The 25,006-nt window shown below is 67.1% G+C and carries 24 protein-coding genes; 10 read left to right on the top strand and 14 right to left on the bottom strand.

The window, feature by feature from the left end:
• Positions 1-615: 615 nt before the first annotated feature.
• The 5 genes from KOR34_RS05555 (at position 616) to arsM (ending at position 3,889) form a co-directional block, all read left to right on the top strand.
• Positions 616-987, top strand: a complete 372-nt coding sequence (locus KOR34_RS05555; protein ID WP_197531174.1) for an ArsR/SmtB family transcription factor — start codon at positions 616-618, stop codon at positions 985-987.
• Positions 981-1,421 (top strand): arsenate reductase ArsC, encoded by a 441-nt coding sequence (locus KOR34_RS05550; protein ID WP_197531173.1) that lies wholly within the window; start codon positions 981-983, stop codon positions 1,419-1,421. The genes KOR34_RS05555 and KOR34_RS05550 overlap by 7 nt, the downstream gene beginning before the upstream one ends.
• The gene (gene arsB, locus KOR34_RS05545) at positions 1,411-2,523 is read left to right on the top strand and encodes an ACR3 family arsenite efflux transporter (RefSeq protein WP_146562952.1); all 1,113 of its coding nucleotides are present in this window, start codon (positions 1,411-1,413) and stop codon (positions 2,521-2,523) included. The genes KOR34_RS05550 and arsB overlap by 11 nt, the downstream gene beginning before the upstream one ends.
• Positions 2,524-2,591: 68 nt before the next feature.
• Complete coding sequence (locus KOR34_RS05540) at positions 2,592-3,023, top strand: arsenate reductase ArsC (RefSeq protein ID WP_146562950.1); 432 nt, start codon at positions 2,592-2,594, stop codon at positions 3,021-3,023.
• Positions 3,020-3,889, top strand: coding sequence for an arsenite methyltransferase (arsM, locus tag KOR34_RS05535; RefSeq protein WP_146562948.1), 870 nt, complete (start codon positions 3,020-3,022; stop codon positions 3,887-3,889). The genes KOR34_RS05540 and arsM overlap by 4 nt, the downstream gene beginning before the upstream one ends.
• Positions 3,890-4,085: 196 nt before the next feature.
• Here arsM and KOR34_RS05530 read toward each other — a convergent pair whose 3' ends face one another.
• The 4 genes from KOR34_RS05530 to KOR34_RS05515 form a co-directional block, all read right to left on the bottom strand.
• A complete protein-coding gene (locus tag KOR34_RS05530) occupies positions 4,086-4,694 on the bottom strand; it encodes a hypothetical protein (protein WP_146562946.1) in 609 nt (202 codons plus the stop codon).
• Positions 4,695-4,785: 91 nt separating this feature from the next.
• Entirely contained in the window at positions 4,786-6,549 is a 1,764-nt protein-coding gene (locus KOR34_RS05525) for an alpha-amylase family glycosyl hydrolase (RefSeq protein ID WP_146562944.1), read from the bottom strand.
• 105 nt (positions 6,550-6,654) lie between these two features.
• Positions 6,655-7,959: a PQQ-binding-like beta-propeller repeat protein gene (locus KOR34_RS05520; RefSeq protein WP_146562942.1), complete on the bottom strand. Its 1,305-nt coding sequence runs from the start codon at positions 7,957-7,959 to the stop codon at positions 6,655-6,657.
• Between the two features lie 132 nt (positions 7,960-8,091).
• Positions 8,092-9,618, bottom strand: coding sequence for a PQQ-dependent sugar dehydrogenase (locus tag KOR34_RS05515; protein ID WP_146562940.1), 1,527 nt, complete (start codon positions 9,616-9,618; stop codon positions 8,092-8,094).
• A 262-nt stretch (positions 9,619-9,880) separates the two neighbouring features.
• Between KOR34_RS05515 and KOR34_RS05510 the strand changes: the two genes are divergently transcribed.
• Positions 9,881-10,444 carry a type 1 glutamine amidotransferase domain-containing protein gene (locus tag KOR34_RS05510; protein WP_146562938.1) on the top strand — a complete coding sequence of 188 codons (564 nt, stop codon included), beginning with the start codon at positions 9,881-9,883 and terminating at the stop codon, positions 10,442-10,444.
• A gap of 65 nt (positions 10,445-10,509) precedes the next feature.
• Here KOR34_RS05510 and KOR34_RS05505 read toward each other — a convergent pair whose 3' ends face one another.
• The 6 genes from KOR34_RS05505 to thrC form a co-directional block, all read right to left on the bottom strand.
• Positions 10,510-11,817 carry an MFS transporter gene (locus tag KOR34_RS05505; protein ID WP_146562936.1) on the bottom strand — a complete coding sequence of 436 codons (1,308 nt, stop codon included), beginning with the start codon at positions 11,815-11,817 and terminating at the stop codon, positions 10,510-10,512.
• 76 nt (positions 11,818-11,893) lie between these two features.
• Complete coding sequence (locus KOR34_RS05500; protein WP_146562934.1) at positions 11,894-12,265, bottom strand: hypothetical protein; 372 nt, start codon at positions 12,263-12,265, stop codon at positions 11,894-11,896.
• A 94-nt stretch (positions 12,266-12,359) separates the two neighbouring features.
• Positions 12,360-13,157 (bottom strand): 4-hydroxy-tetrahydrodipicolinate reductase, encoded by a 798-nt coding sequence (gene dapB / locus KOR34_RS05495; protein WP_146562932.1) that lies wholly within the window; start codon positions 13,155-13,157, stop codon positions 12,360-12,362.
• Between the two features lie 10 nt (positions 13,158-13,167).
• Entirely contained in the window at positions 13,168-13,911 is a 744-nt protein-coding gene (locus KOR34_RS05490; RefSeq protein ID WP_197531172.1) for a 3-keto-disaccharide hydrolase, read from the bottom strand.
• A 31-nt stretch (positions 13,912-13,942) separates the two neighbouring features.
• Positions 13,943-14,227 carry a hypothetical protein gene (locus KOR34_RS05485; protein ID WP_146562930.1) on the bottom strand — a complete coding sequence of 95 codons (285 nt, stop codon included), beginning with the start codon at positions 14,225-14,227 and terminating at the stop codon, positions 13,943-13,945.
• A 156-nt stretch (positions 14,228-14,383) separates the two neighbouring features.
• Positions 14,384-15,748 carry a threonine synthase gene (gene thrC / locus KOR34_RS05480; protein WP_146565836.1) on the bottom strand — a complete coding sequence of 455 codons (1,365 nt, stop codon included), beginning with the start codon at positions 15,746-15,748 and terminating at the stop codon, positions 14,384-14,386.
• A gap of 298 nt (positions 15,749-16,046) precedes the next feature.
• Here thrC and KOR34_RS05475 point away from each other — a divergent pair, with 298 nt between their 5' ends.
• The 3 genes from KOR34_RS05475 (at position 16,047) to KOR34_RS05465 (ending at position 17,996) form a co-directional block, all read left to right on the top strand.
• The gene (locus tag KOR34_RS05475; RefSeq protein ID WP_146562928.1) at positions 16,047-16,406 is read left to right on the top strand and encodes a TraR/DksA family transcriptional regulator; all 360 of its coding nucleotides are present in this window, start codon (positions 16,047-16,049) and stop codon (positions 16,404-16,406) included.
• A gap of 169 nt (positions 16,407-16,575) precedes the next feature.
• Positions 16,576-17,148: a signal peptidase II gene (locus KOR34_RS05470; RefSeq protein ID WP_197531171.1), complete on the top strand. Its 573-nt coding sequence runs from the start codon at positions 16,576-16,578 to the stop codon at positions 17,146-17,148.
• 413 nt (positions 17,149-17,561) lie between these two features.
• Entirely contained in the window at positions 17,562-17,996 is a 435-nt protein-coding gene (locus KOR34_RS05465) for an RrF2 family transcriptional regulator (RefSeq protein ID WP_146562924.1), read from the top strand.
• 24 nt (positions 17,997-18,020) lie between these two features.
• Here the strand turns inward: KOR34_RS05465 and KOR34_RS05460 are convergent, their stop codons facing one another.
• From KOR34_RS05460 to KOR34_RS05445, 4 genes are all read right to left on the bottom strand, one after another.
• On the bottom strand, positions 18,021-19,031 hold the full coding sequence (locus KOR34_RS05460; RefSeq protein WP_146562922.1) for a hypothetical protein: 1,011 nt from the start codon (positions 19,029-19,031) through the stop codon (positions 18,021-18,023).
• On the bottom strand, positions 19,018-20,958 hold the full coding sequence (locus KOR34_RS05455) for a hypothetical protein (RefSeq protein WP_146562920.1): 1,941 nt from the start codon (positions 20,956-20,958) through the stop codon (positions 19,018-19,020). Before KOR34_RS05455 ends, KOR34_RS05460 begins: the two co-directional genes overlap by 14 nt.
• On the bottom strand, positions 20,955-22,661 hold the full coding sequence (locus KOR34_RS05450) for a MotA/TolQ/ExbB proton channel family protein (protein WP_197531170.1): 1,707 nt from the start codon (positions 22,659-22,661) through the stop codon (positions 20,955-20,957). Before KOR34_RS05450 ends, KOR34_RS05455 begins: the two co-directional genes overlap by 4 nt.
• Before the next feature lie 660 nt (positions 22,662-23,321).
• Positions 23,322-23,726, bottom strand: a complete 405-nt coding sequence (locus KOR34_RS05445; RefSeq protein ID WP_146562916.1) for a 6-pyruvoyl trahydropterin synthase family protein — start codon at positions 23,724-23,726, stop codon at positions 23,322-23,324.
• A 109-nt stretch (positions 23,727-23,835) separates the two neighbouring features.
• On the opposite strand from KOR34_RS05445, the gene KOR34_RS05440 reads away from it, so the two are divergent.
• Positions 23,836-24,927 carry a M24 family metallopeptidase gene (locus KOR34_RS05440; protein WP_146562914.1) on the top strand — a complete coding sequence of 364 codons (1,092 nt, stop codon included), beginning with the start codon at positions 23,836-23,838 and terminating at the stop codon, positions 24,925-24,927.
• The last annotated feature ends 79 nt before the right edge of the window (positions 24,928-25,006 follow it).

Raw genomic sequence — 25,006 nt, 5'->3', positions numbered from 1 at the left:
CCACCCGCTACGGGCAACGCGCCCAGGCCGAGACCACCATCAGCATGCTCAAACGCCTCCTCGGGCCCCAGCTGCGAGCACGAAAAAAGCCCATGCAGCGACGCGAAGCCGCCCTCAAGACCCTCACTCTCAACCTCATGATCCTCTAAACATCTAGAAGCTTTCTACAGAGCTACAAAAGTCCGCCCCCGGTTTCCCCGGCGGATCGCTCAAGCACCTTGTTTTGTAGGGTATTCGCGTCTCTCTCCTGAAGGTGCTCCCCGACTTTTGTCCAGCGTGTGCGCCCCACAGGGACAAAAGTAGGTCGGACCGATTCTTAGCCTATCAACCAGCCGATCGCCGCCCGACGGCGGCTGAAGTCCAGCAGGCAACACCCCCTATTAGACCGCGCTGGGTGGCCGGTTTCTACAACGAAATCGGGGAAGTACGGCTCTCTGGTCAGGGGCATTCGATCGCGCGTCGTCGTACGGTCCTAAGAGGCCGGGGAGGCGAACCGGCGTTTCTAACTCACACAACGATGGGGTCCTATCTCACGCTCGACAGGAAGCCTTGACGCGCAGGCACCGCGGCTCTAATATTTCGCTACTTGGCGAAATGACGCATCGGAGAGCGGCCGTGAGAGACCTACTAGCAATCACCAAAGCGCTGGCCGACGAGAACCGCCTCCGCGCGCTGGGGCTCCTGCGTGGGCAGGAACTCTGCCTTTGTCAGGTTGTCGAGGTCCTGGGTCTCGCATCGTCGACCGTGTCGAAGCACATGTCGATCCTGCACCAGGCGCGCCTGGTGGAGTCCCGCAAGCAGGGGCGGTGGGCCTACTTCCGGCTGGCCGACGACGACGCGCCCGGCGAGGCCCTCCAGGCCCTGGAGTTGGTGCTCGCGAGCCTGCAGCAGGACAAGCAGGCCAAGGCCGACCAGCGGGCGCTGAAGGCCGTGCTGAAGCTAGAACCCGAAGAACTCTGTCGAAAGCAGGCGAACTGCAAATGTTGAAAGTCTTGTTCCTCTGCACGGGCAACTCGTGCCGCAGCCAGATGGCCGAAGGGTGGGCCCGCTCGCTCAAGGGCGACTCCATCGAGGCCTACTCCGCCGGCGTCCAGACGCACGGCATGAACCCCAACGCGGTGGCGGTCATGGCGGAGGCCGGCGTGGATATCCATTCGCAGCATTCCAAGCACGTCGACGATCTGTCGGGCGTCGAGTTCGACTACGTCGTGACCGTGTGCGACAACGCGGCCGAATCGTGCCCGGTGTTCCGCGGCGCCGCCCGCGTGGTGCACCAGCCGTTCGACGACCCCCCGCGGCTGGCCCGCGAGGCCGCGAGCGAAGCGGAGGGGTTGGAACACTACCGGCGCGTCCGAGACGAGATACGCAACTACGTGGCGACCCTCCCGGGCGCCCTGACCGGAGGCGACCATGGCGACTGACGCGACCACCAACTCCTGCCCGTCCGCGGCATGCCCGGACGGGCGGCTGGGCTTCCTCGACCGGTTCCTGACGCTGTGGATCTTCCTGGCGATGGCGGTGGGCGTCGCGTGCGGCAGGTTCGTGCCGGGCGTGGAGGCGTTCATCGACCGGTTCCAGGTGGGGACCACCAACGTGCCGATCGCGCTGGGCCTGATCGTGATGATGTACCCGCCGCTGGCCAAGGTGCGCTACGAGGAACTGGGCGACGTGTTCCGCAACTGGCGCGTGCTGGGCCTGTCGCTCGTGCAGAACTGGGTGATCGGCCCGGCGCTGATGTTTGTGCTGGCGGTGGCGTTCCTGCGGGATTACCCCGAGTACATGACCGGCCTGATCCTGATTGGACTGGCGCGGTGCATCGCGATGGTCATCGTGTGGAACGACCTCGCCAAGGGCGACGCCGAGTACGCCGCCGGCCTGGTCGCCTTCAACAGCGTGTTCCAGGTGCTGTTCTACAGCGTGTACGCGTGGTTCTTTATCACCTGGCTGCCCCCGCAGCTGGGGCTGGAGGGGAGCGTCGTGGCGGTGGGCGTGGGGCAGATCGCCCAGAGCGTGTTGATCTACCTCGGCGTGCCGTTCCTGGCCGGGCTGGTCACGCGGCTGGTGCTGCTGCGGGCGAAGGGCCGCGAGTGGTACGAGCAGAAGTTCATCCCCCGCATCAGCCCGCTCACGCTGGTGGCGTTGCTGTTTACGATCCTCGTGATGTTCAGCCTGAAGGGTGACCAGATCGTCCGCATCCCGGGCGACGTGCTGCTGATCGCGGCGCCGCTGCTGATCTACTTCGTCGCGATGTTCCTGGTGAGCTTCCTGATGGGGCGGCGGATCGGCGCCGACTACTCGCAGACCACAGCGCTGGCGTTCACGGCCGCGAGCAACAACTTCGAGCTGGCAATCGCCGTGGCCGTGGCCGTGTTCGGGATCGACTCAGGGGCCGCGTTCGCCGCGGTAATCGGTCCGCTGGTTGAAGTGCCCGTGATGATCGGACTGGTCAGCGTGGCGTTCTGGCTGCAGCGGAAGTGGTTCGCCGCGCCGGCGCCCGCCGCGGCGGGCGAGCGGGCGGCCTAGCGGCGGGCCCCGTTCGGCTCGTGTCCCTGCGTTGCCCGATGCGAACTTCATTGAATGAGGCTCCACCTATGAACAACAAGCCGTTGGTCCTGTTCCTCTGCACCGGCAACTCATGCCGCAGCCAGATGGCGGAGGGCTTCCTGCGGTCGCTAGCCGGCGACCGCTTCGACGTGCTGAGCGCCGGCACGAGCCCCGCCTCGTCGGTGCACCCCCTGGCCGTCGAAGTCATGGCGGAGCGGGGGGTCGATATCAGCGATCAGCAGCCGCAGGACTCCGCCGACTATCTCGGGCGGATCTCGGTCCGCCACCTCATTATCGTTTGTGCGGGCGCCAACGAGACGTGCCCCCGGATCTTCCCTGGGATGCTCAACCGCCACTTCTGGCCGTTCGACGACCCGGCGTCGTTCGAAGGCGCGCCCGAGGCGGTGCTGGAACGGTTCCGCACGGTGCGTGACGAAATTGAAACACGGATCACCGACTGGCTGGAGGACGAAGCATGAGCCTGCAAGACACGGTTAAGTCGAAATACGGCAGCGTCGCATCGAGCGGACTGTCCAGCTCTCACGAAGGCGTCAAGGCGGTCGCTCAGGCGTTCGGCTACTCAGCGGAAGAGCTTGGCTCGATCCCCGCCGAAGCCAACATGGGCCTTTCGTGCGGTAACCCCACAGCGTCGGCGTCGCTGCGCCCAGGCGAGGTGGTGGTCGACCTTGGCTGCGGCGGCGGACTCGACGTGTTTCTGGCTGCCCGGCGGGTGGGGCCAACCGGCAAGGCGATCGGCGTGGACATGACTCCGGAGATGCTGGAGCTCGCGCGCCGCAACGCCGAGCGGTCGGGGGCAAGCAACGTCGAGTTCCTGCACGCGCTCATCGACAACCTGCCGCTGCCCGACGAATCGGTCGATTGCGTGATCAGCAACTGCGTGATCAACCTAGCGCCCGACAAGCCCGCGGTGTTCCAGGAGGTCGCGCGGGTGCTCAAGCCTGGCGGCCGGTTGGCGGTCAGCGACATTGCGCTCAAGGCGGAATTGCCGCCCGAGCTAGGAAGCGACCTGATGGCCTACGTGGGGTGCATCGCCGGTGCGATCCCGATCCACGACTACCGCGCCGGGCTACTGCGGGCCGGCTTCGCCGCGGTAGAGATTGTCGACAGCGGCAGCGACCTGAACGCCTACGCCAAGGTAGAGAATCAGTCAGGCTGCTGCGGCGCTTCTGACGAGGCGGGCCTGCCGGTCGTCTCGGCCGGCGACGACGGCCTGCACTCGCGTCTGAAGGACCTGCTGTTGCGCTACAACGTAAACGACTACGCCGCCAGCGTGAAGGTGTTCGCGGTTAAACCTGAGGGGCCCCGTGCGGAGCCCTCTGCGTGATGTCTTACGTCACAGCCCACGGCTGGTTGGGATAGAGCTGCTCTCAGAAGTCGACTCGCCGCAGTGAGATCTCCGAGCTTTCTCAAGAGTTTGAGACAGCCTGATCCTTGCAGGCGATTTTGCCTTCGACTGCGGGATCGGAGCTGGTCGTCTGCGGCGGAGTTAGCGCGTCCGCCTGATTCCTGCTGTCGCTGGGCTAACGCCCATCGACGCGGGCCGCTGCCGCGGCGCCACGGCCGAGCCGTTCGAACGCGGCGAGGTACTCACCCAGGTCGGTCTCGACGGGCGTGACCTGGTCGGCGCGGACGAAGCCGATTGTGCCGCTCCACGGGTCGGGCGCGCCGGGCAGGTAAATGGTCACCTGGCCGGCGGCCGTCCGCTCGATCTCCAGCACCGGGCGGGTGACGCCCTCGATGTGCACCAGTGCCGGCTTCATGCGGCCCTCGAGCGCCGCGGCGTTGAGCCCGCCGGCCAGCTGGTCTTTGTAGATGGAGTACCGCGGGAAGATGAGCGTCAGGTTCCGCTCGATGAAGCCTCCGATCCGCTTGCCGATGGTCCACCGCGCCACGATTCCGGCGGCGAAGCAGAGCAGGACGATCACCGCAACCGAAAGTCCCAGCAGGATCAGGTAGCCGGTGGCGGACTGGAACCCGAGGGTCTCGTTGAGCGTCTTGGCGATGCTCAGCACGACGGGGACCAGCTTGCCAACCAGGTAGCCGATCACGATCAGCGGCAGCAGGAAGACCAGCCCGCCGATGGCGGTGGTCTTGAGGAACCCAATCTTGCGCGTGACGTGGTGGATCATCGGCTTGTCCTGCGGGGCGGCGAGCACAGGACAAGATACGGCGCAGCGTGGGATCGGGCGATAGCGGTCTCGGCCCGCTCCGTGCCGGCTGTCAGTCGGTCGCGGCCAGAAAGCAGAATCCGCCGGGCGGGAGCTGCGCCTGCGAGCCGGGCGGGTAGGGCTCGCCGGTCTGCAGGTTGTACAGCGTGGCGTCCAGCTGGGGCACGTCGAACGACTCCTCGTCCGGCGAGAAGTTGACCACCGTCAGGATCCGCTGGGCGCCGTCGACCGCGGTCCGGAGGAACGCGAGCACGCGGTCGTTCGCGAGGTCCACGACCCGCTGCTTCGCCTCGGGGTGGAACGCCGGCTGCGCGATCCGCAGGGCGAGCAACTCGCACAGGCCGTCGTAGATGAGCCGCTGCAGTGAGCCCGGGTGCGAGAGGTGCTCGTCGAGCTCGGGCAGGTTGTACTTGTGGCGGTTGATGCGGCGGTTCTGCCCGCTCGCCTCGACGCCGGCGTAGTCGTTCCGCGTGCCGACCAGGCTGTGGAAGTAGACGGCCGGCATGCCCTGCAGCGCCAGCATCACCGCCTGGGACGCGAGGAACCGGCGGACGTGGAGCTCGGCGTCCACCTGGCCGTCGGCGCCCGGATCGGGCGCCATGGCGTCGACGTAGGCGATGTTCAGCTCGTAGGGCGTATCGGTCCCGTCGGCGGCGCGGCGGGTGTTGATCTTGCCGCCGCGGGCCTTCACCGCGGCGATCACCTTGTCGAACCGCTGCGGCGAAACCAGCCCTTCCAGCGGCCGCACGCCGACGCCGTCGTGCGAGGCGGTGAAGTTGAAGAACGTGCAGCCCGGGGGCGGCGGCGCTAGCTTGCTCAGCCACGCGCGGATGGCCGTGGCGTCGCCGTTGACGAACGCGTCCAGCAGCAGCGGCGGCAGGCTGAAGTTGTAGACCATGTGGGCCTCGTCGCCCTGGCCGTCGGCGGGGTCGACCTGCCCGAAGTAGCTGACGTTCTCGGCGTGGGGCACGTTGGTCTCGGTGAGCACCAGCGTGCGGGGAGAGGCGGCCTCCAGCAGGTCGCGGCACAGCTTGACGATCTCGTGCGTCTGCGGCAGGTGCAGGCAGCTCGTGCCGATCTGCTTCCACAGGAACGCCACCGCGTCGAGCCGGACGATCCGCGCCCCACGCGCCGCGTACTCCAGCAGCACCCGCAGCATCTCGGCCAGCACGGCGGGCTCGCCGTAGTTGAGGTCGACCTGGTCGGCGCTAAACGTGGTCCAGACGTGCTTTTCGCCGCCCGCGGTCTGGTAGGGCGACAGCAGCGGCAGGCTGCGGGGCCGGACCACCTGCGACAGGTCCTGATCGGGCGAGGCGTCGATGAAGAAGCGGTCGTAGGGTGGCTCGCCGCGGAGGTAGGCCTGGAACCACGCGTTCTGCTGGGAGCAGTGGTTCAGCACCAGGTCGAACATGAGCTGGAAATCTTCGCCGAGGGCGGCGATGTCTTCCCACGTGCCCGCGTCCGGGTCCACGGCCAGGTAGTCGACAACCGAGAACCCGTCGTCCGACGTGTACGGGCAGAACGGCAGCAGGTGGACCGTGTTGAGCAGCCCGTCCAGCCGCTCGCGCTTGAGCCAGCGGTGCAGGGCGCCCAGCGGCGTGGCGTCGGCGGAGCTGAGCTGATCGGCGTAGGTGATCAGCACGATGTCGCCCTCGGACCAGCGCGGGGCGGCGTCGTCCGCGTCGGCGGCTTGGGCGAGGCGCTCGGCAACCGGCGCTATCGCTTGTTCGACCAGCGCGGCGCCCTCGTCGGCGCGGGGACCGTAGACTTTTTGCAGTCGCTCGACGACCGGACGCGGCAGCGGCGTAGCAGGCAAGGCGGGGCTCCTGGGGCGGAGGGCTTCAGCAGGCGGGGCCGGTATTGTTGCACATCCTCCCGCGGTTGGCGATGCCCTCGCCCGCGGCTATCCGCCTGGTCGGCCTCAGCCGCCCGCCTCGACCGCCTGCTCGACGCAGTAGAGCCGGTCGGACGAGCGGATAAAGATCTGCCCGTCCACGATGGCCGGCGTGGCGCTGTACTGGCCGCCGTCGGAGTCGAAGCGGTTGGCGGCGAGCTGCTCGAAGTCGTCGCCTAGGGCCAGCACAAAGCAGGTGCCGCCGCGGTTGACGAAGAACAGCTTGCCATCGGCGGCGACCATGGAGGAGTAGTCCTGTCCGCGTCCCCGACCGCCGCCCGAGCCGCTGTTCAGGCGTTCCTGGTACACCTCGGCGCCGTCGGCGAGCCGGATGCAGTTGGCCACGCCGTTGGCGACCCAGTACAGGTTGTCCCCGTGCGCCACCGGCGAGCCGATGCGGGCGCGGTGGCGCTCTCGCCACACGACGTGCGAGTCGGAGACGTCCCCCTTGCCGCCGATCTTGACCGCGATCGAGCCGCCGTCGCGACCGCCGACAAAGTACACGACGCCGTCCTTAACCACCGGGCTGGCGCAGGCGGAGTTGGAGTCGACCGACTCGCAGTACCACCGCAGCTTGCCGGTGTCGGGGTTGATGCCCCAGATCTCGTAGGGGACCGCCAAGACCAGCTCGGGCCCTTCCGGTCCTTCTACAAGGATCGGGGTGCTCCACGTGCCCGCCAGGCTATCGGCTTCCTGCTTCCAGACTTCCTCGCCGTTCTTCTGGTCGAGCGCGATGATCGACTTGCTCTCCGCGGCGGCGGTGATGATCACCATGCCCTTGTAGAGGACCGGGCTGGACGAGGTCCCCCAGCCCATCATGCCGTCGCCGACGCCGACGCTGGCCTGCCAGAGCTTCTCCCCGTCCATGTCGAAGGCGATGACGCCCGTCTTGCCGAAGAAGGCGAACACGCGCTCGCCATCGGTCACCGGGGTGTGCGAGGCGTAGCCGTTCTCGGCGAACATGCCGCGGAAGGGCTCCTCGGGCTGCACCGCGGCGACCTCCTTGGTCCAGATCGTCTCGCCCGAGTTCCGGTCGATGCAGACCAACGCCCGCTTCAGGTCGTCGATGTTGTCGCTCGAGCCCTCGCCGGCGGCGTAGCCGGTCCAGCTCGTGAGGAACACGCGGTCCCCGTGCACGACCGGACTGGAGAGGCCGGGGCCGGGCAGCTCGGCGGTCCAGCGGAGGTTCTTGGTCTCGCTCCACTCGGTGGGGACCGGCTTGCTGTCGGGGCTGACGCCGTCGCCGTCGGGGCCACGGAAGCGGGCCCACTCCGCGGCGTCGACGCCGCTGGGGATGGCAAGCAGAAGCAACGAGGCGAGGGTCAAACGCATCGGTCCATTCCTCCGGTGAAGAGCAGTCGCCAGGACACCGCGCAGGCGCGCAGTTTGGCTATAGAACCCGGGGCCTTGCGGACGGCGCCGCAGAAAATGCGGCCTGATGAGAATCGCGGAATGAATTCAGTTTCAGCGCGGCAGCGTGGCGGCCCGCCGCTGGGGCCGACGGCGCGCCGCAGTCGCGGCCGACGCCAGCATCAACAGGGCCGCCGCGGCCGGTTCGGGCGCCGCAGCAGCGGTGGGCGCCGTGCTTGTGCGGCCCAGGTTGTCACGCCAGACGGTGTAGTCCGCCGCGTCGACGACGCCGTCGCCGTTCCCGTCGGCGGCAAGGCCGCCGGATTGGCCGTACCGCGAACGCCACTCGGCGTAGTCGTCGGCGTCCACCGTGCCGCTGCCGTCGTAGTCGCCGGGGATCTGGATGGAGGTGTCAATGCGGAACACGCCGCCGCCGCGGGCGATGACGTACACGTTCCCGTCGGCGTCCTCGCCGAACGACGTGGGGATAAAGATGTCGTTGCCGGGGTCGAGCAGCGACTCGATGTTCTGCACCGTGCCGTCGGGGTCCGAGGGCTCGAACGACCACAGCCGAGAGCTGTTGGAATCGGCGAAGAAGTAGCGGCCACGCACTTCGGGGTCGGCGCCGCGGTAGACGTACCCGCCGATCACCGCCTCGCCGCCGAAGGGGAACGATCCGTTCGATACGTAGTCGTACACGGGGCCGACGTGCCCTGGCGGCTCGGGGCCGCCCACGCCGCCGGTCGGGGTGGCGATGTCGCCCTCGCGGAGGCGCCACCCGTAGTTCTCGCCCCCCGGGCTGTCGGCGGGCTGGAAGTTAATCTCTTCCCGCGCAAGCTGGCCGACGTCGCCGATCCAGAGGTCGCCTGTCTGGCGGTCGAAGCTGGCCCGGTAGGGGTTCCGCAGGCCGAAGGCCCAGATGTCGTCGAGCGTGCCGGGCGAGCCGTCGACAAACGGGTTGTCGGCGGGGACGGCGTAGTTCTCGGTGCTGTCGGCGGGGAAGTCGTCGCCGTGGACATCAACGCGCAGGATTTTGCCCAGGCGGGTGTTGAGGCTCTGCCCGCGGTTGTTGGGGTCGTCGCCGCTGCCGCCGTCGCCGGTTGCGATGTAGAGGTAGCCGTCGTTCGGGCTGAACCCAATCCAGCCGCCGTTGTGGTTGCTGAAGTCCTGCTCGAAGTCCAGCACCGGGGTGCGGCTGCGCGTGCGGGCCAGGGTGTCGGTGAGCGGGTCGGTCAGCTGGTAACGCTCGATCTGCGTCAGGTCGGGCCCGGGCCCAGGGTCGCGCGTGTAGTTGACGTAGAAGTAGCCGTTGTTGACGAAGTCTGGGTCGAACGCCAGCCCCAGCAGACCCTGCTCGTTGGCCGCGTCGTCGACTAGCGAGGTGATGTTCAAGAACGGCGTGCTGTTGAACTCGCCGGACTGCAGATTGAGGATCTGGATCATGCCCCGCTGATCGACCACGAACAACTCATCGGGCCGCCCCGGCGCGTGGGTGGCGAACACCGCGCTGACGCCCGACCCCGGAACCGTGCCGACGAGCGAAGCCCCCGTGACCTCGGCCTTTGCGGTGGAGGTGGCCGACAGAACCGTCGCGCACACCCCGAGCACCAATGCCTTCCACTCTTGCCGCACACCCAACATAGCGGTTCGCCTTCTGTTCCCAGCTGTGGTCGTTCCTTGCCGGCCCTGAGGCCGGCGTCGTCACTAAGCAGCCTAGAGTCGCGGAAGTTGCGAGTCAACAAATCCAAGCGGCGATCGACCGACGCGTGCGGGCTAGCGCCGACGCGCGGAGTTGACAAGCCCTTGCTCGACCCAAGTTGGTTGGCATGAGCTTTGCCCCTCAATTCACCTACGCGGAATCTTCACAAATGGGTCTATCCGAATGCACAGGAGGTAAGCACCGATGTCAAAGCGACTTAACACTAAGAAGATAGCGGTCCTCGCGACCGATGGTGTCGAGCAGATCGAACTTGAGCAGCCGTACAATTCGCTCATCGACGCGGGAGCCAAGGTCGAGCTGGTTTCCCTCAAGGCAGTTTCCATTCAGGGCGTCCACCATGACCGACCCGGAGACAGGTTCGGGGTCGACAAGACCATCGATGAAGTTAGCGCCGAAGACTACGACGGCCTCGTGCTGCCGGGCGGGGTGTTTAACCCCGACGCGCTCCGCATGAACGACACCGCCGTGGACTTCGTCCGCGACTTCTTCAAGCAGGGCAAGCCGGTCGCCGCCATCTGCCACGGACCGTGGATGCTCGCCGAGGCCGACGTGCTCGAAGGCCGGCGGGTGACGTCGTGGCCGAGCATCGAGACCGACCTGCAGAACGCCGGCGCCAACTGGGTCGACCAGGAGTGCGTCTGCGACAACGGCCTGGTAACCAGCCGCAAGCCCGACGACCTTGACGCGTTCTGCGACAAGATGATCGAGGAGTTCGCCGAAGGCGTGCACGAGGAGCAGGCCGTGTGACCACCGCACGCCGCAGATGTAAGACCCCTGAACGTCGCCCGTTGCAGCGGGCGACGTTTTTTTTATTAGTCGCCCAGTCGCAGTTCCTTGGGCCGGTAGAACAACGCGATCGGCAGCATGATGGCGGCTGTCGATAAGAAGACTAGGTTGCGCGGCGCCTGGAGGTGCTCGAGCAGGCTCATGACCACCCCGAACAGCAGCGCGCCGAGCAGGATGCCCACCCAGTTGGACTGGTTCATCAGCGCGATCATTCGGCCCTTGTCTTCCGGCGGTGGTAGCACCTGCAGCGACACCTGGATCGGCACTACGAACATCCCTGTGCAGAACCCGAGGATGATCAGCACCGGGACGCTGCCCCAGAACCCGAGCAGGTGCCCCTTGGGACCGCCGGGCAGGCTGAGCAGCACCAGCGTGATCACGATCCCCACGGCGCCGGTGACAACCACCCGAGGATTGATGCGGTCCTGCGAAAGCCGCCCTCCCAACAGGCACCCGAACGGGATTCCCACGCCGAGCATCGCGGTCAGGATGCTGGTGCTGTCGCCCAGTCCGAGCTGGGTCTTGCCGAGCGCGTTCACGCCCGCCTGCACCATGCCGCCCAGCATCCAGAAGCTGCTGGTGACCACTAGCGCGAGAAGCAACTGCCGGTCACGCAGCACGAGCCGCAGCATCTCCGGCGGCACGAAGAGGTCGCTCGAGCGCAGCTTGGCGCCGGGGTTGGCGATCCTGGTAGGCCGCACGAACAGTGAGGTAAACGTCCCAATGACGGCCACCACAATGCAGAGGACGCCAACCCTCCACGCGTGGGCCGGGTTGTTCCCAAACAGCGCCACCAGCGCCGTGCCGAAGATGATCGCCAGGAAGGTGAACATCAGGAACACGCCGTTCGCCTTCGGCAGGTCGTGGTCGTGCAGCATCTCCGGTAGGATTCCGTACTTCGGCGGGCCGAAGAAGGCGCTCTGGATGCTCATCAGGAACAGCACCAGCATCAGCCCCGTCAGGCCGAACGAGTCGTAGTAGATGAACGCGAACAGGCCGAGCGCCATGATGACGATCTCGGCGACCTTCGACCCGATGATCAGCTTCCGCTTCACGGTCCGGTCGGCCAACCAGCCGGCGAACCCGGAGAACATCAGGAACGCGGTCGCCATGACCGCCAACGCGATCCACTGCTTGTCCTCGCCCGGCTCGGCGGCGCCGGGCGTGGCGAGCAGCAGCAGCCGCTGCTTGAACAGGTTGTCGTTGAACGCGCCCAAGAACTGCGTCAGGTTCATCCCCCAGAACGACTTGTCCCGCATCAGCGGGGGGAGCGCGCCCTCGACTCGGGTCGAGGAGGGCGCGAGGGGCGACTCGTGGGGGGCGGCGTCGGACATGCGGCGGATTATCGGCGCAAACCACCGTGTGGGGAAAGGGTGATTGGGGAAACGCTGTCACCCCCGCTTCCCCCGCCTAATCGCCGTACCGCTCACGCATCGCCCTGCGGACCTCCTCGAGGGGGTAGTCCTTGATCGGCAGGTCCTGGTGCGCGAGCTCACGCAGGCGTCGCCAGCCGCGGGTGACGAGCCCTTCTTCGGCGGCGACAAACGCCGGGTCGAGCTGGCGCTTGTCGAACACGCCCTCGCACACGATCGGTTTGAACTTCTCGTCCACAATGTACTGCGACAAACTGGGCACGCACCGCAGGTGACGCTCGGGCGAGGTGTGCAGCACCTCGGGGTCCACCCGGCCGATCACGTACCGCAGGTAGAGGTCCGAGTCGACCATCGCGCCGACGTCCTGCCCGCAGACCTCGCAGAGGTAGCCCTCGTCGCATTTGGCCATGAGTGGGCGGTTGGAAGTTGGAGGTTGGGGGTCGGTAGGGCGCTGATGGTGGTTGGCAAGCAACCTCCAGCCGACAGCTCTCGTATGAGAGCCGCTATCTCAACCCCAGCACGTCCTGCATGTCGTACAGGCCGGCGGGCTTGCCCTGCAGCCACTTGGCGGCCGTGAAGGCGCCGGTGGCGTAGCAGTCGCGGTTGCTGGCCGCGACGCGCAGCTCGATCGTCTCGCCGAGCAGGCCAAAGATGATCGTGTGCTCGCCCGGGTTGTCGCCGGTGCGGACCGCGTGGTAGCCGATCTCGTCGCGGGGCCGTTGGCCAGGCCGGCCGCTGCGGCCGTGCGTGGTGCCGGACAGCCCCATCGCGTCGCCCACGATCTTGCCGAAGGCGAGCGCCGTGCCGCTGGGGGAGTCTTCCTTGTAGCGGTGGTGCCGCTCGATGATCTCCACGTCCACCCCGGAGCTGTGGTCCTTGAGCGTGCGGCCGGCGATCTCGGTCAGCTTCATCGTGAGGTTGACCGTGGCGCTCATGCTGGCGGCCTTCACGATCGGGATCACTTCCGCCGCCGAGCGGATCTTCTGCTCCTGCTCGTCCGAGAGCCCGGTCGTGGCGAACACCAGCGGCCAGCCCCGCTTCACGCACTGCTGGATAAGCGCGTCGGTCGCCTCGGGCACGGAGAAGTCGATGACCGCGTCGCAGGCGTCGGGGTAGTCGGAGGCCAGCGGCAGCGCGAGCTTGCCGGCCCCGGCCAGCTCGCCGGCGTCCTGACCCAGCTTAGGCGACCCGGACGCGTCGACCGCTCCTACCAGTTCGACGTCCCGGTCTTGGGCGCCGACCGCGATCAGCCGCTGGCCCATCCGTCCGCCGGCGCCGTGGATAACTGTTCTGACTGGCATGGCTCGCTTGTTATTCGCTCAGGTCGCGGAGGCGGAGGTTGCGGAACTCAATCGTCATCGGCGGGCCGACGTGCACCTGCACGCCCAGCTTGCCGTCCAGGCGGCGATTGACCGGGTCATTGTCTACCACACGGCTCGCCAGCACGCCATTGACGTAGTGTTCCAGCCGCGGGCCGCGGGCGACAATCCGCAGCTTGTTCCACCCTTTCGGATGGACCTTGGCCCGCAGGTCGTCGGCCGAGTGGGGCAGGGGGGTCACCTCGCGGACGGACCAGGCGTTGCCCTCGACGTGGGCCAGCTCCTTGGCGCCTTCAGACGGGGGGACGACCGCCGACTCGCCGATCCGCGCCAGGGTGGTGCGGCGGCGTTCTTCGTAGTTGCTGCCGGTGTAGCGGAGCCCGCCGTCGATGTCGCACTGGTAGCCGCGGAGCGCGTGGAAGTCGACGCCGTCGACCACCTCGCTGCGGTAGTTGACGCCGCTGTTCCCCCGGGGCGAGACGCGGTACTCGGCCTGGAACTCGAAGTCGCCGGGCAGCTCGCCCTGGTAGATCAGGAAGCGGTTCTTGTCGATCCGGGTCGCGTCGGTGATGCGTCCCACGATGGCGCCGTCCTTCACCGACCAGTAGGTCGGGTCGCCCTCCCAGCCGGCCAGCGTCTTGCCGTCGAACAGCGGCCGGAAGGACTCCTCGCCGTCCGCTGGTGAGCCAACTAGGAGCAGGGCGGCCAGCAGAGCAATCCGGGAGACGACAATCATGCTATCTGTCCAATCGGTGGTTTGGCCGGGCTCACGCGGCCGCCGAGGTGGTTGCGCGGTCGACCGCCAGGGTCGGCACGCTGCACAGCACCCGCAGGCTGAGGAAGAGACAGACAACGCCGATCGGGCGCGTGGCCAGGGCGATGAATGGCCCCACCTGTGGCAGGGCCGGCATGCCGAAGTAGCAGACCAAGAACAGCAGGAACGCGTTCAACGACAGCCGGTGCCGACGCGGGTCGCTGATTCGGTCGCGGAAGAAGGACGCGGCGATGAACGCCGCCGCCATGATCAGGGCCAGGCCCGTAAAGAAATCCATCGTCGCTCGAAGGGGTGGGGGGAGCGCGCCGAGGGGAGCCGCCCGGGCTGATCGGCGCGGGCGGGCTAAGCAATGCTTAGAGATGTCTGCGAAGTGTCAGGCCGGCTGGGTTCGAGCCAGGCCCAGGTGGAGTGCGAGAGCATTACTCAATCCCACTTAGCTGTTCAATTGGATCGCTCGCACGATCTCGTCGAGGTTGTTTTCGACCTGCACGGCGCGGTTGGCGAACGCCGCCCGGGTGACGCCGCGGCTGCCCAGCACGCGGTTGAACTCCTCCTGGTCGGCCGTGTGGTACGCGACCGTGGCGGTGGGGTCCTTGAGCTGGTGCCCGGTGAGGATGCACACAACCCGGGAGTCGGGGTCGATGACCCCCTCCTCGCGCAGCTTCTTGGCGCCGGCCACGCTGGCCGCGCTGGCGGGCTCGCAGCCCATGCCGCTCGCTCCGACCTGGGCCTTGGCGTCCAGGATTTCCTGGTCGGTCACCTCGCGGACGACGCCGTCCATCCACTCGAGCGCCCGCAGGCACTTCTCGAGGTTCACCGGGCGGTTGATCTCGATGGCGCTGGCGATGGTGTCCGCCCGGCGGCCGCCCGTGTCGAGCTCGACCGCGTAGCCGTCGATGATCTTCTGATCGGGCTGCCCGTTATTCCAGCGGAGGCCGCGCTTCTCGTAGAGCTCGTGCAGGGTGTTGGCGCCGGCGGCGTTGATCACCGCCAGCCGCGGCATGCGGTCGATCAGGCCAAGCTGCTTCAGCTCGTAGAACGCCTTGCCGAACGAGCTGGAGTTGCCCAGGTTGCCGCCCGGCACCACGATCCAGTCGGGGACCTGCCAGTTCAGGCTCTCCAGCACGCGGAGCATGATGGTCTTCTGGCCTTCGAGCCGGAACGGGTTGACGCTGTTGACCAGGTAGATGCCCAGCTGCTTGCTGACCTGTTGGACGCGCTGCATGGCGTCGTCAAAGTCGCCGGCGATCTGCACGGTCAACGCCCCGTAGTCGAGGGCCTGGCTCAGCTTGCCGTAGCTGATCTTGCCGCTGCCGATAAAGATCACCGCCTGCATCAGCTTGCTGCTGCAGCAGTACAACGCCAGCGAGGCGCTGGTGTTGCCGGTCGACGCGCACGCGGCCCGGGTCGCGCCCACTGTGTGCGCGTGCGTGAACGCGGCGGTCATGCCGTTGTCCTTGAAGCTGCCCGAGGGGTTCATCCCCTCGTACTCCAGCAGCAGGTTGCCGCGGTTCATCCCGATGTACTCGCCCACGCCGTCGGTCATGATCAGCGGGGTCTGGCCCTCGCCGATCGTCACGACCTTGTCCGCCGGGGCGAAGGGGAGCAGCTCGTGGAACCGCCAGACGCCGCTGCGCGCGAGCGGCTCGTTGCGGCGCGACCACTTCTGCTCGAACCAGCTCAGCTTGTCCGGCACCGGCAGGGCGTCCCAGTCGTATTGCACGTCGAGCAGGGCCCCGCAGGCATCGCAGCTCGTGCGGACCTCCTCGACGCCGTAGCTGGCGCCGCAGCCGGGCATAATGCACTGCTGGTAGGCGAGCCGGGTGCTGGTCGTGGGGGCGGCGGCCAAGGTCTGGTTTCCTTCGAACGGGCGGCGGCAACGGCCGGGGTTAGGCCCCGTGGGGCCCGGCTTAAGGCTATATCGTCTAGGAACTTACGGCCATATTAGCCCACCTTTCCAGGTGGGACAACCTAACCGCTACAAACCGATAACCTAGACCGATATTTTGCCGCGGATTATGATAGATGATCTATGCCCAATGCGTGAGCACGCACCGGGCGGTTTGCTACCGGATGGTTTAGGAACACGACGCCAGATGAAGACAGCGGACCTGAAAATCTACAAAGAGAAGCTCCTTATCCTACGTGCTCGGCTGCGCGGCGATGTCAGTGCGATGGAGAACGCCGCCCTGCGGAAGGGCGGCGATGGCGAAGGCCACTCGATGCCCATCCACATGGCTGAACTAGGGAGCGACAACTTCGAGCAAGAGTTCACGCTGTCTCTCATGGAGACCGAAGGCGACACGCTGGCGGAGATCGAAAACGCCCTGCAGCGCATCGAGAGCGGCGACTACGGCAAGTGCGACGACTGCGGCGGGGTGATCCCCAAAATGCGGCTCAACGCTTTGCCCTTCGCCCCGCTGTGCGTGAAGTGCGCGTCGGCCCGCGAGGTCTAGCGGCCGGTCTAGCTTGGCTCACCCCTCCTCTTCATTCATTGGCCGGCCCCCGGCTGGGGCGCCAATTGCACTACGGGTACGGACGCCGTTCTGCTAGAAACGGGCGTTCTGACCGCCCAGGGCGTGTCGCCCACCTTGCTCGCTCCAGAGTCCCCTTTTCATGCCCGTCGTGCCTCGAAGCCGGATCGCGCTGTTCCTGGTCGTCGCGGCGTTGGCGACGCTGGCCGATCTGTGGTCCAAGCACGCGGTGTTCAGTTGGCCACTGCTGCGAACCAGCGAGTACTGGCTGGTGCAGGACCACGCCGGGTTTCAGCTGAGCCTGAATGAGGGGGGGCTGTTCGGGATGGGGCAGGGCGCCCAGTTCTGGTTGGCCGGGTTTAGCGTGCTCGCGGCGCTCGCCATCCCCATCTGGCTGTTCCGTTACAAGGCCGCCGAGGACCTGGTGCTGACCGTGACGCTCGCGTTTGTGATGGGCGGCATCCTGGGAAACCTCTACGACCGGCTCGGTTTGCACGGCTTGATGTGGGGCGCCTTCTCACCCAACCGGGCCGGTCCGGTCTATGCTGTGCGCGACTTCATCCTGCTCGCATGGCGGTGGGACCCGGACCCCATGAAGCGGGTGGTGTGGCCCAACTTCAATGTGGCCGACTCGTTCCTGGTGGTCGGCGCCGCCGTGCTCTTCTTCCGCGCCATGGCAAAGCCTGATGGCGCGAAGCCGCCAGCCGATTCCGAGCAAGGTTGAGAACGGTTCTCGTCTGTCGCTGCGCACCGACCAATTGCCGCAATCCTCGTGTGATTCGTGGCTTAAGGCGCCTCAACTGGAGTTGAGTTCGTCGCTGCGCTTCCCAACCCCGTCGGGCCGATTCCGCACGCCGGCGGTTAATGGGGGAAATTTATTGCTACCCGGCGGAAAGAGATTTGACATCCAGCTCTAATATGTACATAAGTGCTTGCAGGCCGGGTCGCTCATCTCTCATCGGCTGAAGGTTATCTCATCTTGCTTGGCGGCCGTGGTCGCTTGCTGCTCGTCAGAGCCCTGCTGGCTAGTCTGTTCGTGGCGCTGAAGGCCGGGTGGTTGCCCTGCGCCCAGAGACTGCGGCTCCTTTGGCGAGGCGTTAGACACGGGGCATAAGTGTTCTAGCGAAAGGACGAGTCATGAAGGTTTCTCGCACAGTGACCTACGCCGTGCAGGCGCTGCTCCAGCTGTCCCAGTACCAGGGGGGCGCGCCGATCCCGTGCAACCGGTTGGCGCGCGAGGGGCGGATGCCCGAACGGTTCTTGCTGCAGATCCTGCGGGACCTGGTTAACAGCGGGATCTTGCAGTCCGTCCGCGGCGTCGAAGGCGGCTACCGCCTCGCTCGATCAATTGACGAGGTCACGCTGGAGGACGTCTTCGAGGCCGTCGACAGCCCGCTCATCGCCAGCGTGCCGCCCCTCGATGAGATGCCCGACAAGGCCCGCGAGACGATGCTGCGCACCGTGAACCAGATCGCGGCTAGCGTGCGTGAGCAACTCCGCAGCGTGCGTCTTGCCGACCTGGTCGACAGCCAAGCGGAAGAGCAAAAGAGTGCGGTGCTGCGGGCGATCTAGACCCCGCCCGACGTGCAACGCAACCTACTGGGCGGCAGACTGGCTGCCCTCGGGAGACCCGCCGATCAGGATCCCCTCGGGGAGCGGGCGGCCCGCGGTAGGGTACCCCAGCTCGTACAGCGCGCGCTTGAGCGTGCGGAATTCGTTGAAGCTGTCCGGGTAGGTCCAGACGGTAATGGTGGTCGTGGCCGGCCGCGCCTTGACCAACCGCATCAGACGCGAGTCCGGCAGCACGGCCTGCTCGACCGGTTCGCCCTGGGCGGTGGCGTCGGGCAGCAGGCGCCAACGCTCCAGCCGGATCAAAGTCCCCGATGCGCCGGATCGCGCGGTGAAGTTTGCCCTGCGGAGGGTGTAAACCAATCGGAACCCGTCGATCGGGCCGATGCTGACGCTGGCTTGTTCCCGTGACTCTAGCCGCCACAGGTTCGCCTGGGCGTCCTCCTTGAAGTCGGCCAGGAGCTGATCGAGTGGGATCACCGCCGCATGGCCGTCGGCCAGGCGGATGTGCAGCTCGTCGCCGCTAACGGTTTGGGCCAGCGGCGTGGGCAGGCTCTCGATCGACTCAACCTGCGGCTTGAACGCGGCGAGCGTCACCTGCGTGCGGGCCAGCTCTTCCAGTTCATCCTGCGCCGCAACCAGCTTGGTGCGGAGCTCCAGGTCCCGACGCTGGTCGCTGCTGAGCTTGAGCTTGGTGTCCTCGAGTTCTGCTTTGGACTCTGCGACGAGCGTCGCAACCGCCACGCGTTCCTCGTCTTGTTGCTGCAGCTCGGCGCGGGACTGGCGGGCGCGGTCAACGGCCTTGGCGGCCAGCACGTATTGTTTCTGGGCCTCCTGCTGCGCCGCGGCGACTTCCTCCGAAGTAACGGCCGGCGTCTGGCTCGCCGTGGTTTCGGTGGGCGCGTGCGTCTCTCGCGACACGCGCAGGCCGACCACCATCACCAGAAGGATCAGGATGCCGACGATGTTCGCCACCACGTCCAGGAACGAGTCCTGGCCGGCGACCTCACTGTCATCGATGTCTCTACCGCGCGCCACTGGCTGGTTCTCCGTTGGTGCGGTTGGCGGTCTTTACCGGTTCGATGTCGACGCCCGAGCGGGTCAGGATCCGCTCGATCTCGGCGGCCCGCTGCTCGCCGCCCTGGCGGACGTCGAGCTTGATAATTGGCCGCCAGTACAGCCCGCTGCCCGCCAACCCCCACGACTCGATCTGCTGCTTTACGCTGGCAACGAACTCGTTGATGTGCACCGAGGTTGGCCCGGGCATGGCGAGCGGCGTTGGCTGCTGCCCAACGAGCAGGCGGTCGGAGAACACCGAAACCTTTACCGTGCGGCGGATAGCGACGTCGTCCGGGCGTTGCTTGGCGTTGAGCGACGCGACCGACCCGTTGCTCCCGCCCACGCTCATCGAGACGCCCGACGAGCTCGCTGCCCCTCCGCCGGCGCCGGCCGACGCGTTCTGCCCGCCGCCCGCCGCGCCAGCCACAGTGCCGTCCATCGATCCGCCGGGCGAGGTTGGCGATCCGGATTGTTCGATCCCCTCGGCGCCCCCCATCGCTTGGCCGCTCGGCCCGCCTGCGGCGGTCTGGGCGGCGCTCGGACCTCCGGGCCCGTTAAGCGCATCTGAGCCGCCGTCAGGGTAGCCTTCCTGCGCGGGGCTGAGCGATCCCGTAGCGGCCCAGCCGCCAGAGCCTTGCTGCCCGGCATCCGCTTGTGCCTGCTGGTGTTGATCGAAGCCGGGCTGGCTCGGCTGGCCACCGCCGTTGGGCTGTCCGGGCCGCCCAGACCCGGACCCGGCCAATCCACCGCCGCCCTGACCGGACCCATGGGGTCCGGATCCGTAGGGCTGCTCCGAGTAGCCTTGGGAACCGCCGGCGAGTCCGCCCTGGTGCGTCCCCGCGCCGCTCCCCATGCCCGTCGCGCCCGCGACCCCGCCCCCCAGTACCGCGGGGTCGTAGGGGTGCTCGCCGGGGAGCGGGTCTTCCTCGACCGGGATCGCGAACGTCCCGCCGCCGCCGGAGAACGCGCTCGGTGCGGCGGAAGCCAGCACCTCGCGGCGGAGGCGGGCGTTGTTGATTGCGCGGAGCTCGACGTTCGCGAGCTGCGGGTCGGGCGGGGCGAAGGCGAGGTCCCAGTCGCCGTCGATCATCTCGTAGCCGAACTCGGCGTCCCACGAGCGGATCGCCTCGCGCACCCGGTAGTAGGCGCCGATGCCTGCGGGGCGGACCAGGATCAGCGGGTAGGGCTCCGCGTCCGGGTCGGCGCCGGCGGACGGGTTCTCGCGGACCATGTGGTCGCGCGCCGCCCGCAGCGCCGCCGCGAGCGGGTTGCCAACGCCCAGCGGCGGGGCAAAGTCGTCGGGGGTCAGCTCGATCCCCTCGGGCTGCAGCAGCACGCGGTCCGCGGTGCACTCGATGTAGATCGGTTGCCGCTTCGTGCCGCTGGCGCCCCGGTAGGGCACCACGGCGAACGATTGCTTCGTGCCCTTGGTCTTCTGACGCTGCCGCTCGATCTCCAGCTTGGTGTCGTCGACGAGCTGCTCCAGGCGGGCGAGCTCACGCTCGGCCTGGGCGCGGTCGTCGTAGCGTTGCGACTTGTCCGCCTCAAGTTCCTGCGCGGCCACCAGGACCATCCGCATCTCGTCCTGCAGCTTTCGGACGTGCTCCTCCACCTGGGCTAGGCGGAGCTGGTCCTGCCGGACGGACTCCTTGGCCTCGGCCTCGCGGCGGGCGTATTCGGCGGTCCGTTCCTTGAGCTCCGCCAGGCGGGCGAGCGCCCCGTCGTCCGGCGCGGCCACCGCGGCGGCCGCCTCGGCCTTGGCCTTCTCGCGTTTGGCCATCTCACGCGAGACGTGCGAGACCGCCACCAGCAGCACCACCAGACCCCCCATCGTGCAGAGCAGCACGGCGAGGAACGGGAACAGGCTTACCGAGGATGAGTTGTCACGCGAGGGCGAACGCCTCATGCCGCTTGTCCTGTGATGCCGCCTACGGAGGGGACGTCGCTGCGGGCGCCGCTGGTCGAGCTGACCCGGGCGCTGAGCAGCTGGATGGCCGCCGAGAGGCTGAGCAGCGTCTCCTCAAAGTTGTGGGCGCGTCCCAGCGAGTTCAGGTTCTGGTTGAGGGCTTCTTCCAGCTGACGCACCTGGCCGGTTGACTCGACGACCTTCAGCAGGACCTCGCCCTGGCGGACGAGCTGCTCCTGGTGCTGCACGGTGGCGCCCGCGGCCGAAACCAGCGCGTCCTGCATCTCTTTGAGCAGGGTCTCGCTGCGGCCGATCAGCTTCTCCTGGCGGTCGGCCGACAGCACCATCGCCTCGCCGAGGGCGGCCTCGACCTCGCCCAGGTGGCGGCGGTTCTCAGTGGCCAGCTCCTTCTCGGCGGTGGTGAGCGCCTCTCCGTGCTGCCCCAGGGCCTCGACCAGCAGCTCGGCCATCCGCTCCAGCCCGGCGCGGAGGTTGCCGAGCAACCCGTCGGCGCCCTGGTTGAGCTGTTCGGCGTGCTGCGCGACGCTCTGGCTCATCAGCTCGGTCTGCTGCAGCACGCTGCTGCTGAGCTGAGTGGTCTGCTCGGCGATGCCCTTGCCGAGCGACTCTACCTGCTCGCGGATGCCGGCGGCGAATTCCTCGTTTTGCGTCGTGAGGCTGCGGTTGAGGTCGCTGAGCTGGCTCTCGACGCCCACGGTCAGCCCGGTGGCGTGGTCGCGGAGGCCGTCCTTGAGCCCGGTCACCAACGCCTGCTTGAGCGTGTCGGTGGTGGCGGCGGTGACGTTGGCCCACTGGTTGTGGGTTTCGCTGACCGCCTCGGCCCACAGGTCGATCTGTCGCGCGGAGAGGGTCTCGACGGCGCGGACGACCTGCTCGCACATTTTCAGCACGGCGGCCGCGTTGGGGTCGTTGGCGCCGCCGTACAACTGGAAGCGGCCGACGAGCTCTTCAATCGCTCGTTCGTCGACCTGCGTCAACAGCGCCTCCTCCCGGCTCTTCACGAAAAACATCATGAAGGTCAGCACCAGCGATAGCGCCAGCGCGATGGCGGTGGTGTCAAACGCCACGCTCAGGCCGGCGGTGACCGCGTCGAGCGAGCTCTCCAGCGCCTCCGGCGACAGCTTGCCGATGGCGATCGTGATGCCGATGACGGTGCCGAGGAAGCCGAGGATGGGGATCGCCCACACGATGATCTTGGTCATCGCGTAGCCGCTGGCCATCCGCTCGTACTCGGACGCCTCGAGCCGGCGGAGGTCTTCTTCCAGCGACTCGGCGGAGTCCTTGCGGCGGACCTGCTCCAGCGACTGCCGCAGCCGGCGGATCATGTACGTGCCCTGCAGGTACGACGGCTGGTCCCGCAGCTGGGCGAGGAGCGAGTCGGCGTCCCGCGCCTGCTGGCCGCCGGGCGTCTTGGGCTCGATCAGCCGGCGGTGCATCACGCCGAGCTGGCCGGCCAGCCCGATCAGCCGCATCACCATGGCGGTGCAGCCAATGAAGAACATGACCGTGATCGACAGCTTGATCAGGTTGCCCAGCTCAGCCGAGCCGAAGCCGCCGAAGTACTGGTTCAGCACCTGGTTGTTGACGCTCGCTAGCATCGCGTAGAACGTCAGGCACGCGATGGCGCCCCAGATGATCGGGAGCTTCAGCAGCCAGTCGGCGGCAGAGGAGATTCGCGACACGGCAGGCATCCTTTCAGGTCGTGCTAGCAATTTGCCGGCGGGCGCACGCAACCTGCATGGGCGTGCAGCCTCAGCCTTACCGTCGAGATCGGCACAACCGGCAAAGTTTGTTTAGTCGAACTTCACGCCTTGCCGCCCGCCGAATGCAGCCGGCGCCAGCATCGCGCGATATCCGGCGCGGGGTCCGCTACACCCGCAGAGAGTTGCGACGACGTGCGTAGTGTGGCTCGACTGCTTCCCGGCCCTGAAGAAACGAATAAGCAGCGTCGGACGTCACGCAGGAGCGCGGTGTGTGTTGTGATTGGTGGTAGATGGCGAGGCGACTCTACGATCACGCTCATCGAATGCCGCCGCCGAGCAGCCCGCCTGCGACCACGGCGCGGCCTTAGTATCCGTTCGTGTGACAGGGAGCGTTGGCGGGTGACTCTGCCCAACCGCAAAAGTCAAACTTATCAGCAAAGTCAACGACCCGACGGTCCGATACTTCTACCTGTCACCAAGCCCGACTGCTCTTCTTCTCGCTCGGGCACAGAAGATACACCTGGCTGCCAGCCTTGCGGAACGAGGCGGCGCCTTACAGGCACACCAGGGGGGGCGCGGCCCGGTTGCGTGCGAATCGCATCAACCGGGCCGCTTTTTTTATGCGCCCTCAGGCGCGATCTACGCGTCCGTGTAGGTGGCGAAGCACTTGGGCGTTTCCCACAGCCGCGCCTCGACGATGGGGAAGCCGGCGTCCCGCGTGAAGTTGTAGATCAGCTGGGCGATCGACTCGGCGGTCGGGTTCTGATCGATCAGGTGGAGCGGCTCGCCGAGCTCCTTGAGTGCGGGCACCGCGGGGTCGTCGCGGTGCAGGATCATGCGGTGGTCGAGGTTCTCGTCGATCCACGTGCTGACCACCTTCTTGATGTCGCCGAAGTCGAGCACCATGCCGCGCTCGTCGAGCGTCGGGGCCTCGATCGTGATGACCGCCTTGCCGTTGTGCCCGTGCAGGTGGCGGCACTTCCCCTCGTAGTTCAGGAGGCGGTGGCCGTAGCAGAAGTCGATCTCGCGGGTGACTCGGTACATGGCGTAGAGCGGTAGGGCGGGGTGGGGTGAGCCTTGCGGACGGGAATCGATCACAACATATTGACCCTCCCCCCGCAACCACCGCCGTCCCGCCTTGATAGGTCCCCCGATGTCGAATCACGCCTCCCGCCGCGACAAGCTCCGCCGCCTGATCCGCAAGGCTAAGGCCGACGCCCTGCTGGTCACCAGCTTCACCAACGTGACCTACCTGACCGGCTTCACCGGCGACGACAGCTACCTGCTGGTGACCCTGGACTCCGAGACGCTCATCTCCGACTCCCGCTTCACCACTCAGCTGGAAGAGGAGTGCCCGGGCGTGCCCGTCGTGATCCGCGGGCCGGGGGAACGGATGCTCCCCACCACGGCCGATGTGGTAGCCGACGCCAAGTTGGAACGGCTGGCCTTCGAGGCCGACGCCCTGACCGTTGGCGCCTACAACGAGCTGGGGGAGCTGGCCGAAGGCGTTGAGCTGCTGCCGGCCAGCGGGCTGGTGGAAGAGCTGCGGGCCATCAAAGACAAGAACGAGATCGCCGCCACCCGCGTCGCGTGCGACCAGGCGCGGCGGGCGTTCGAGGTGGTCCGGGCGGGCCTGACCGACGCCATGACCGAACTGGAGGTAGCGGCGGAACTAGAGCACCAGGCCCGCCGGTTTGGCGCCAAGGGCCTGAGTTTCCCGCCGATCGTGGCCGTGGGGTCGCGGGGCGCGCTGCCGCACGCCAACCCGACCAGCAAGCGGATCGGCGAGGACGATTTTACGCTGATCGATTGGGGCGCCAACGAGGGCCTGTACGTGAGCGACCTCACCCGCATGGTCGTGACCGGCAAGATCTCCGCGCGGTTCAAGAAGGTCTACAACATCGTGCTGAAGGCCCAGCTCGCCGGCATTGCGGCTATCCGGCCGGGGGCGAAGTGCCAGGACGTCGACAACGCCGCCCGCAAGGTGATTGAGAAGGCCGGCTTCGGAAAGGAGTTTGGTCACGGCCTGGGCCACGGGGTGGGGCTCGAGGTCCACGAGGGCCCGCGCCTGGGGAAGAACCAGGAGGACGAGCTGAAGCCCGGCATGATCGTGACGGTGGAACCGGGCATCTACCTGCCCGGCTGGGGCGGCATTCGCATCGAGGACGACATCCTGGTCACCCGCGGCGGCCACGAGGTGCTGACGAGCGTGCCGAAGCAGCTCGAGGAGTGCGTGCTCGGATAAGAGGTGTGTGAGCCTCGGTTTGCGCGGCTGCGGGAAATGGCGTTGAATCGCCCCAAGTTGTTCCTCAGGCAGGGGTTGC

It is taken from the genome of Posidoniimonas corsicana (assembly GCF_007859765.1).
GTDB classification, from domain to species: Bacteria; Planctomycetota; Planctomycetia; order Pirellulales; family Lacipirellulaceae; genus Posidoniimonas; species Posidoniimonas corsicana.
Note: the sequence above shows the minus strand (reverse complement) of the source record. Positions and strands in the feature narration are given on the sequence as shown.

What these genes read in the sequence shown, in the direction of transcription:
- KOR34_RS05550 (WP_197531173.1), top strand. Translation starts at nt 981, where the DNA reads ATGTTGAAAGTCTTGTTCCTCTGCACGGGCAACTCGTGCCGCAGCCAG.
- arsB (WP_146562952.1), top strand. Translation starts at nt 1,411, where the DNA reads ATGGCGACTGACGCGACCACCAACTCCTGCCCGTCCGCGGCATGCCCG.
- KOR34_RS05540 (WP_146562950.1), top strand. Translation starts at nt 2,592, where the DNA reads ATGAACAACAAGCCGTTGGTCCTGTTCCTCTGCACCGGCAACTCATGC.
- arsM (WP_146562948.1), top strand. Translation starts at nt 3,020, where the DNA reads ATGAGCCTGCAAGACACGGTTAAGTCGAAATACGGCAGCGTCGCATCG.
- KOR34_RS05530 (WP_146562946.1), bottom strand. Translation starts at nt 4,694, where the DNA reads ATGATCCACCACGTCACGCGCAAGATTGGGTTCCTCAAGACCACCGCC.
- KOR34_RS05520 (WP_146562942.1), bottom strand. Translation starts at nt 7,959, where the DNA reads ATGCGTTTGACCCTCGCCTCGTTGCTTCTGCTTGCCATCCCCAGCGGC.
- KOR34_RS05515 (WP_146562940.1), bottom strand. Translation starts at nt 9,618, where the DNA reads ATGTTGGGTGTGCGGCAAGAGTGGAAGGCATTGGTGCTCGGGGTGTGC.
- KOR34_RS05510 (WP_146562938.1), top strand. Translation starts at nt 9,881, where the DNA reads ATGTCAAAGCGACTTAACACTAAGAAGATAGCGGTCCTCGCGACCGAT.
- KOR34_RS05505 (WP_146562936.1), bottom strand. Translation starts at nt 11,817, where the DNA reads ATGTCCGACGCCGCCCCCCACGAGTCGCCCCTCGCGCCCTCCTCGACC.
- KOR34_RS05500 (WP_146562934.1), bottom strand. Translation starts at nt 12,265, where the DNA reads ATGGCCAAATGCGACGAGGGCTACCTCTGCGAGGTCTGCGGGCAGGAC.
- dapB (WP_146562932.1), bottom strand. Translation starts at nt 13,157, where the DNA reads ATGCCAGTCAGAACAGTTATCCACGGCGCCGGCGGACGGATGGGCCAG.
- KOR34_RS05490 (WP_197531172.1), bottom strand. Translation starts at nt 13,911, where the DNA reads ATGATTGTCGTCTCCCGGATTGCTCTGCTGGCCGCCCTGCTCCTAGTT.
- KOR34_RS05485 (WP_146562930.1), bottom strand. Translation starts at nt 14,227, where the DNA reads ATGGATTTCTTTACGGGCCTGGCCCTGATCATGGCGGCGGCGTTCATC.
- thrC (WP_146565836.1), bottom strand. Translation starts at nt 15,748, where the DNA reads ATGCCCGGCTGCGGCGCCAGCTACGGCGTCGAGGAGGTCCGCACGAGC.
- KOR34_RS05475 (WP_146562928.1), top strand. Translation starts at nt 16,047, where the DNA reads ATGAAGACAGCGGACCTGAAAATCTACAAAGAGAAGCTCCTTATCCTA.
- KOR34_RS05465 (WP_146562924.1), top strand. Translation starts at nt 17,562, where the DNA reads ATGAAGGTTTCTCGCACAGTGACCTACGCCGTGCAGGCGCTGCTCCAG.
- KOR34_RS05455 (WP_146562920.1), bottom strand. Translation starts at nt 20,958, where the DNA reads ATGAGGCGTTCGCCCTCGCGTGACAACTCATCCTCGGTAAGCCTGTTC.
- KOR34_RS05445 (WP_146562916.1), bottom strand. Translation starts at nt 23,726, where the DNA reads ATGTACCGAGTCACCCGCGAGATCGACTTCTGCTACGGCCACCGCCTC.
- KOR34_RS05440 (WP_146562914.1), top strand. Translation starts at nt 23,836, where the DNA reads ATGTCGAATCACGCCTCCCGCCGCGACAAGCTCCGCCGCCTGATCCGC.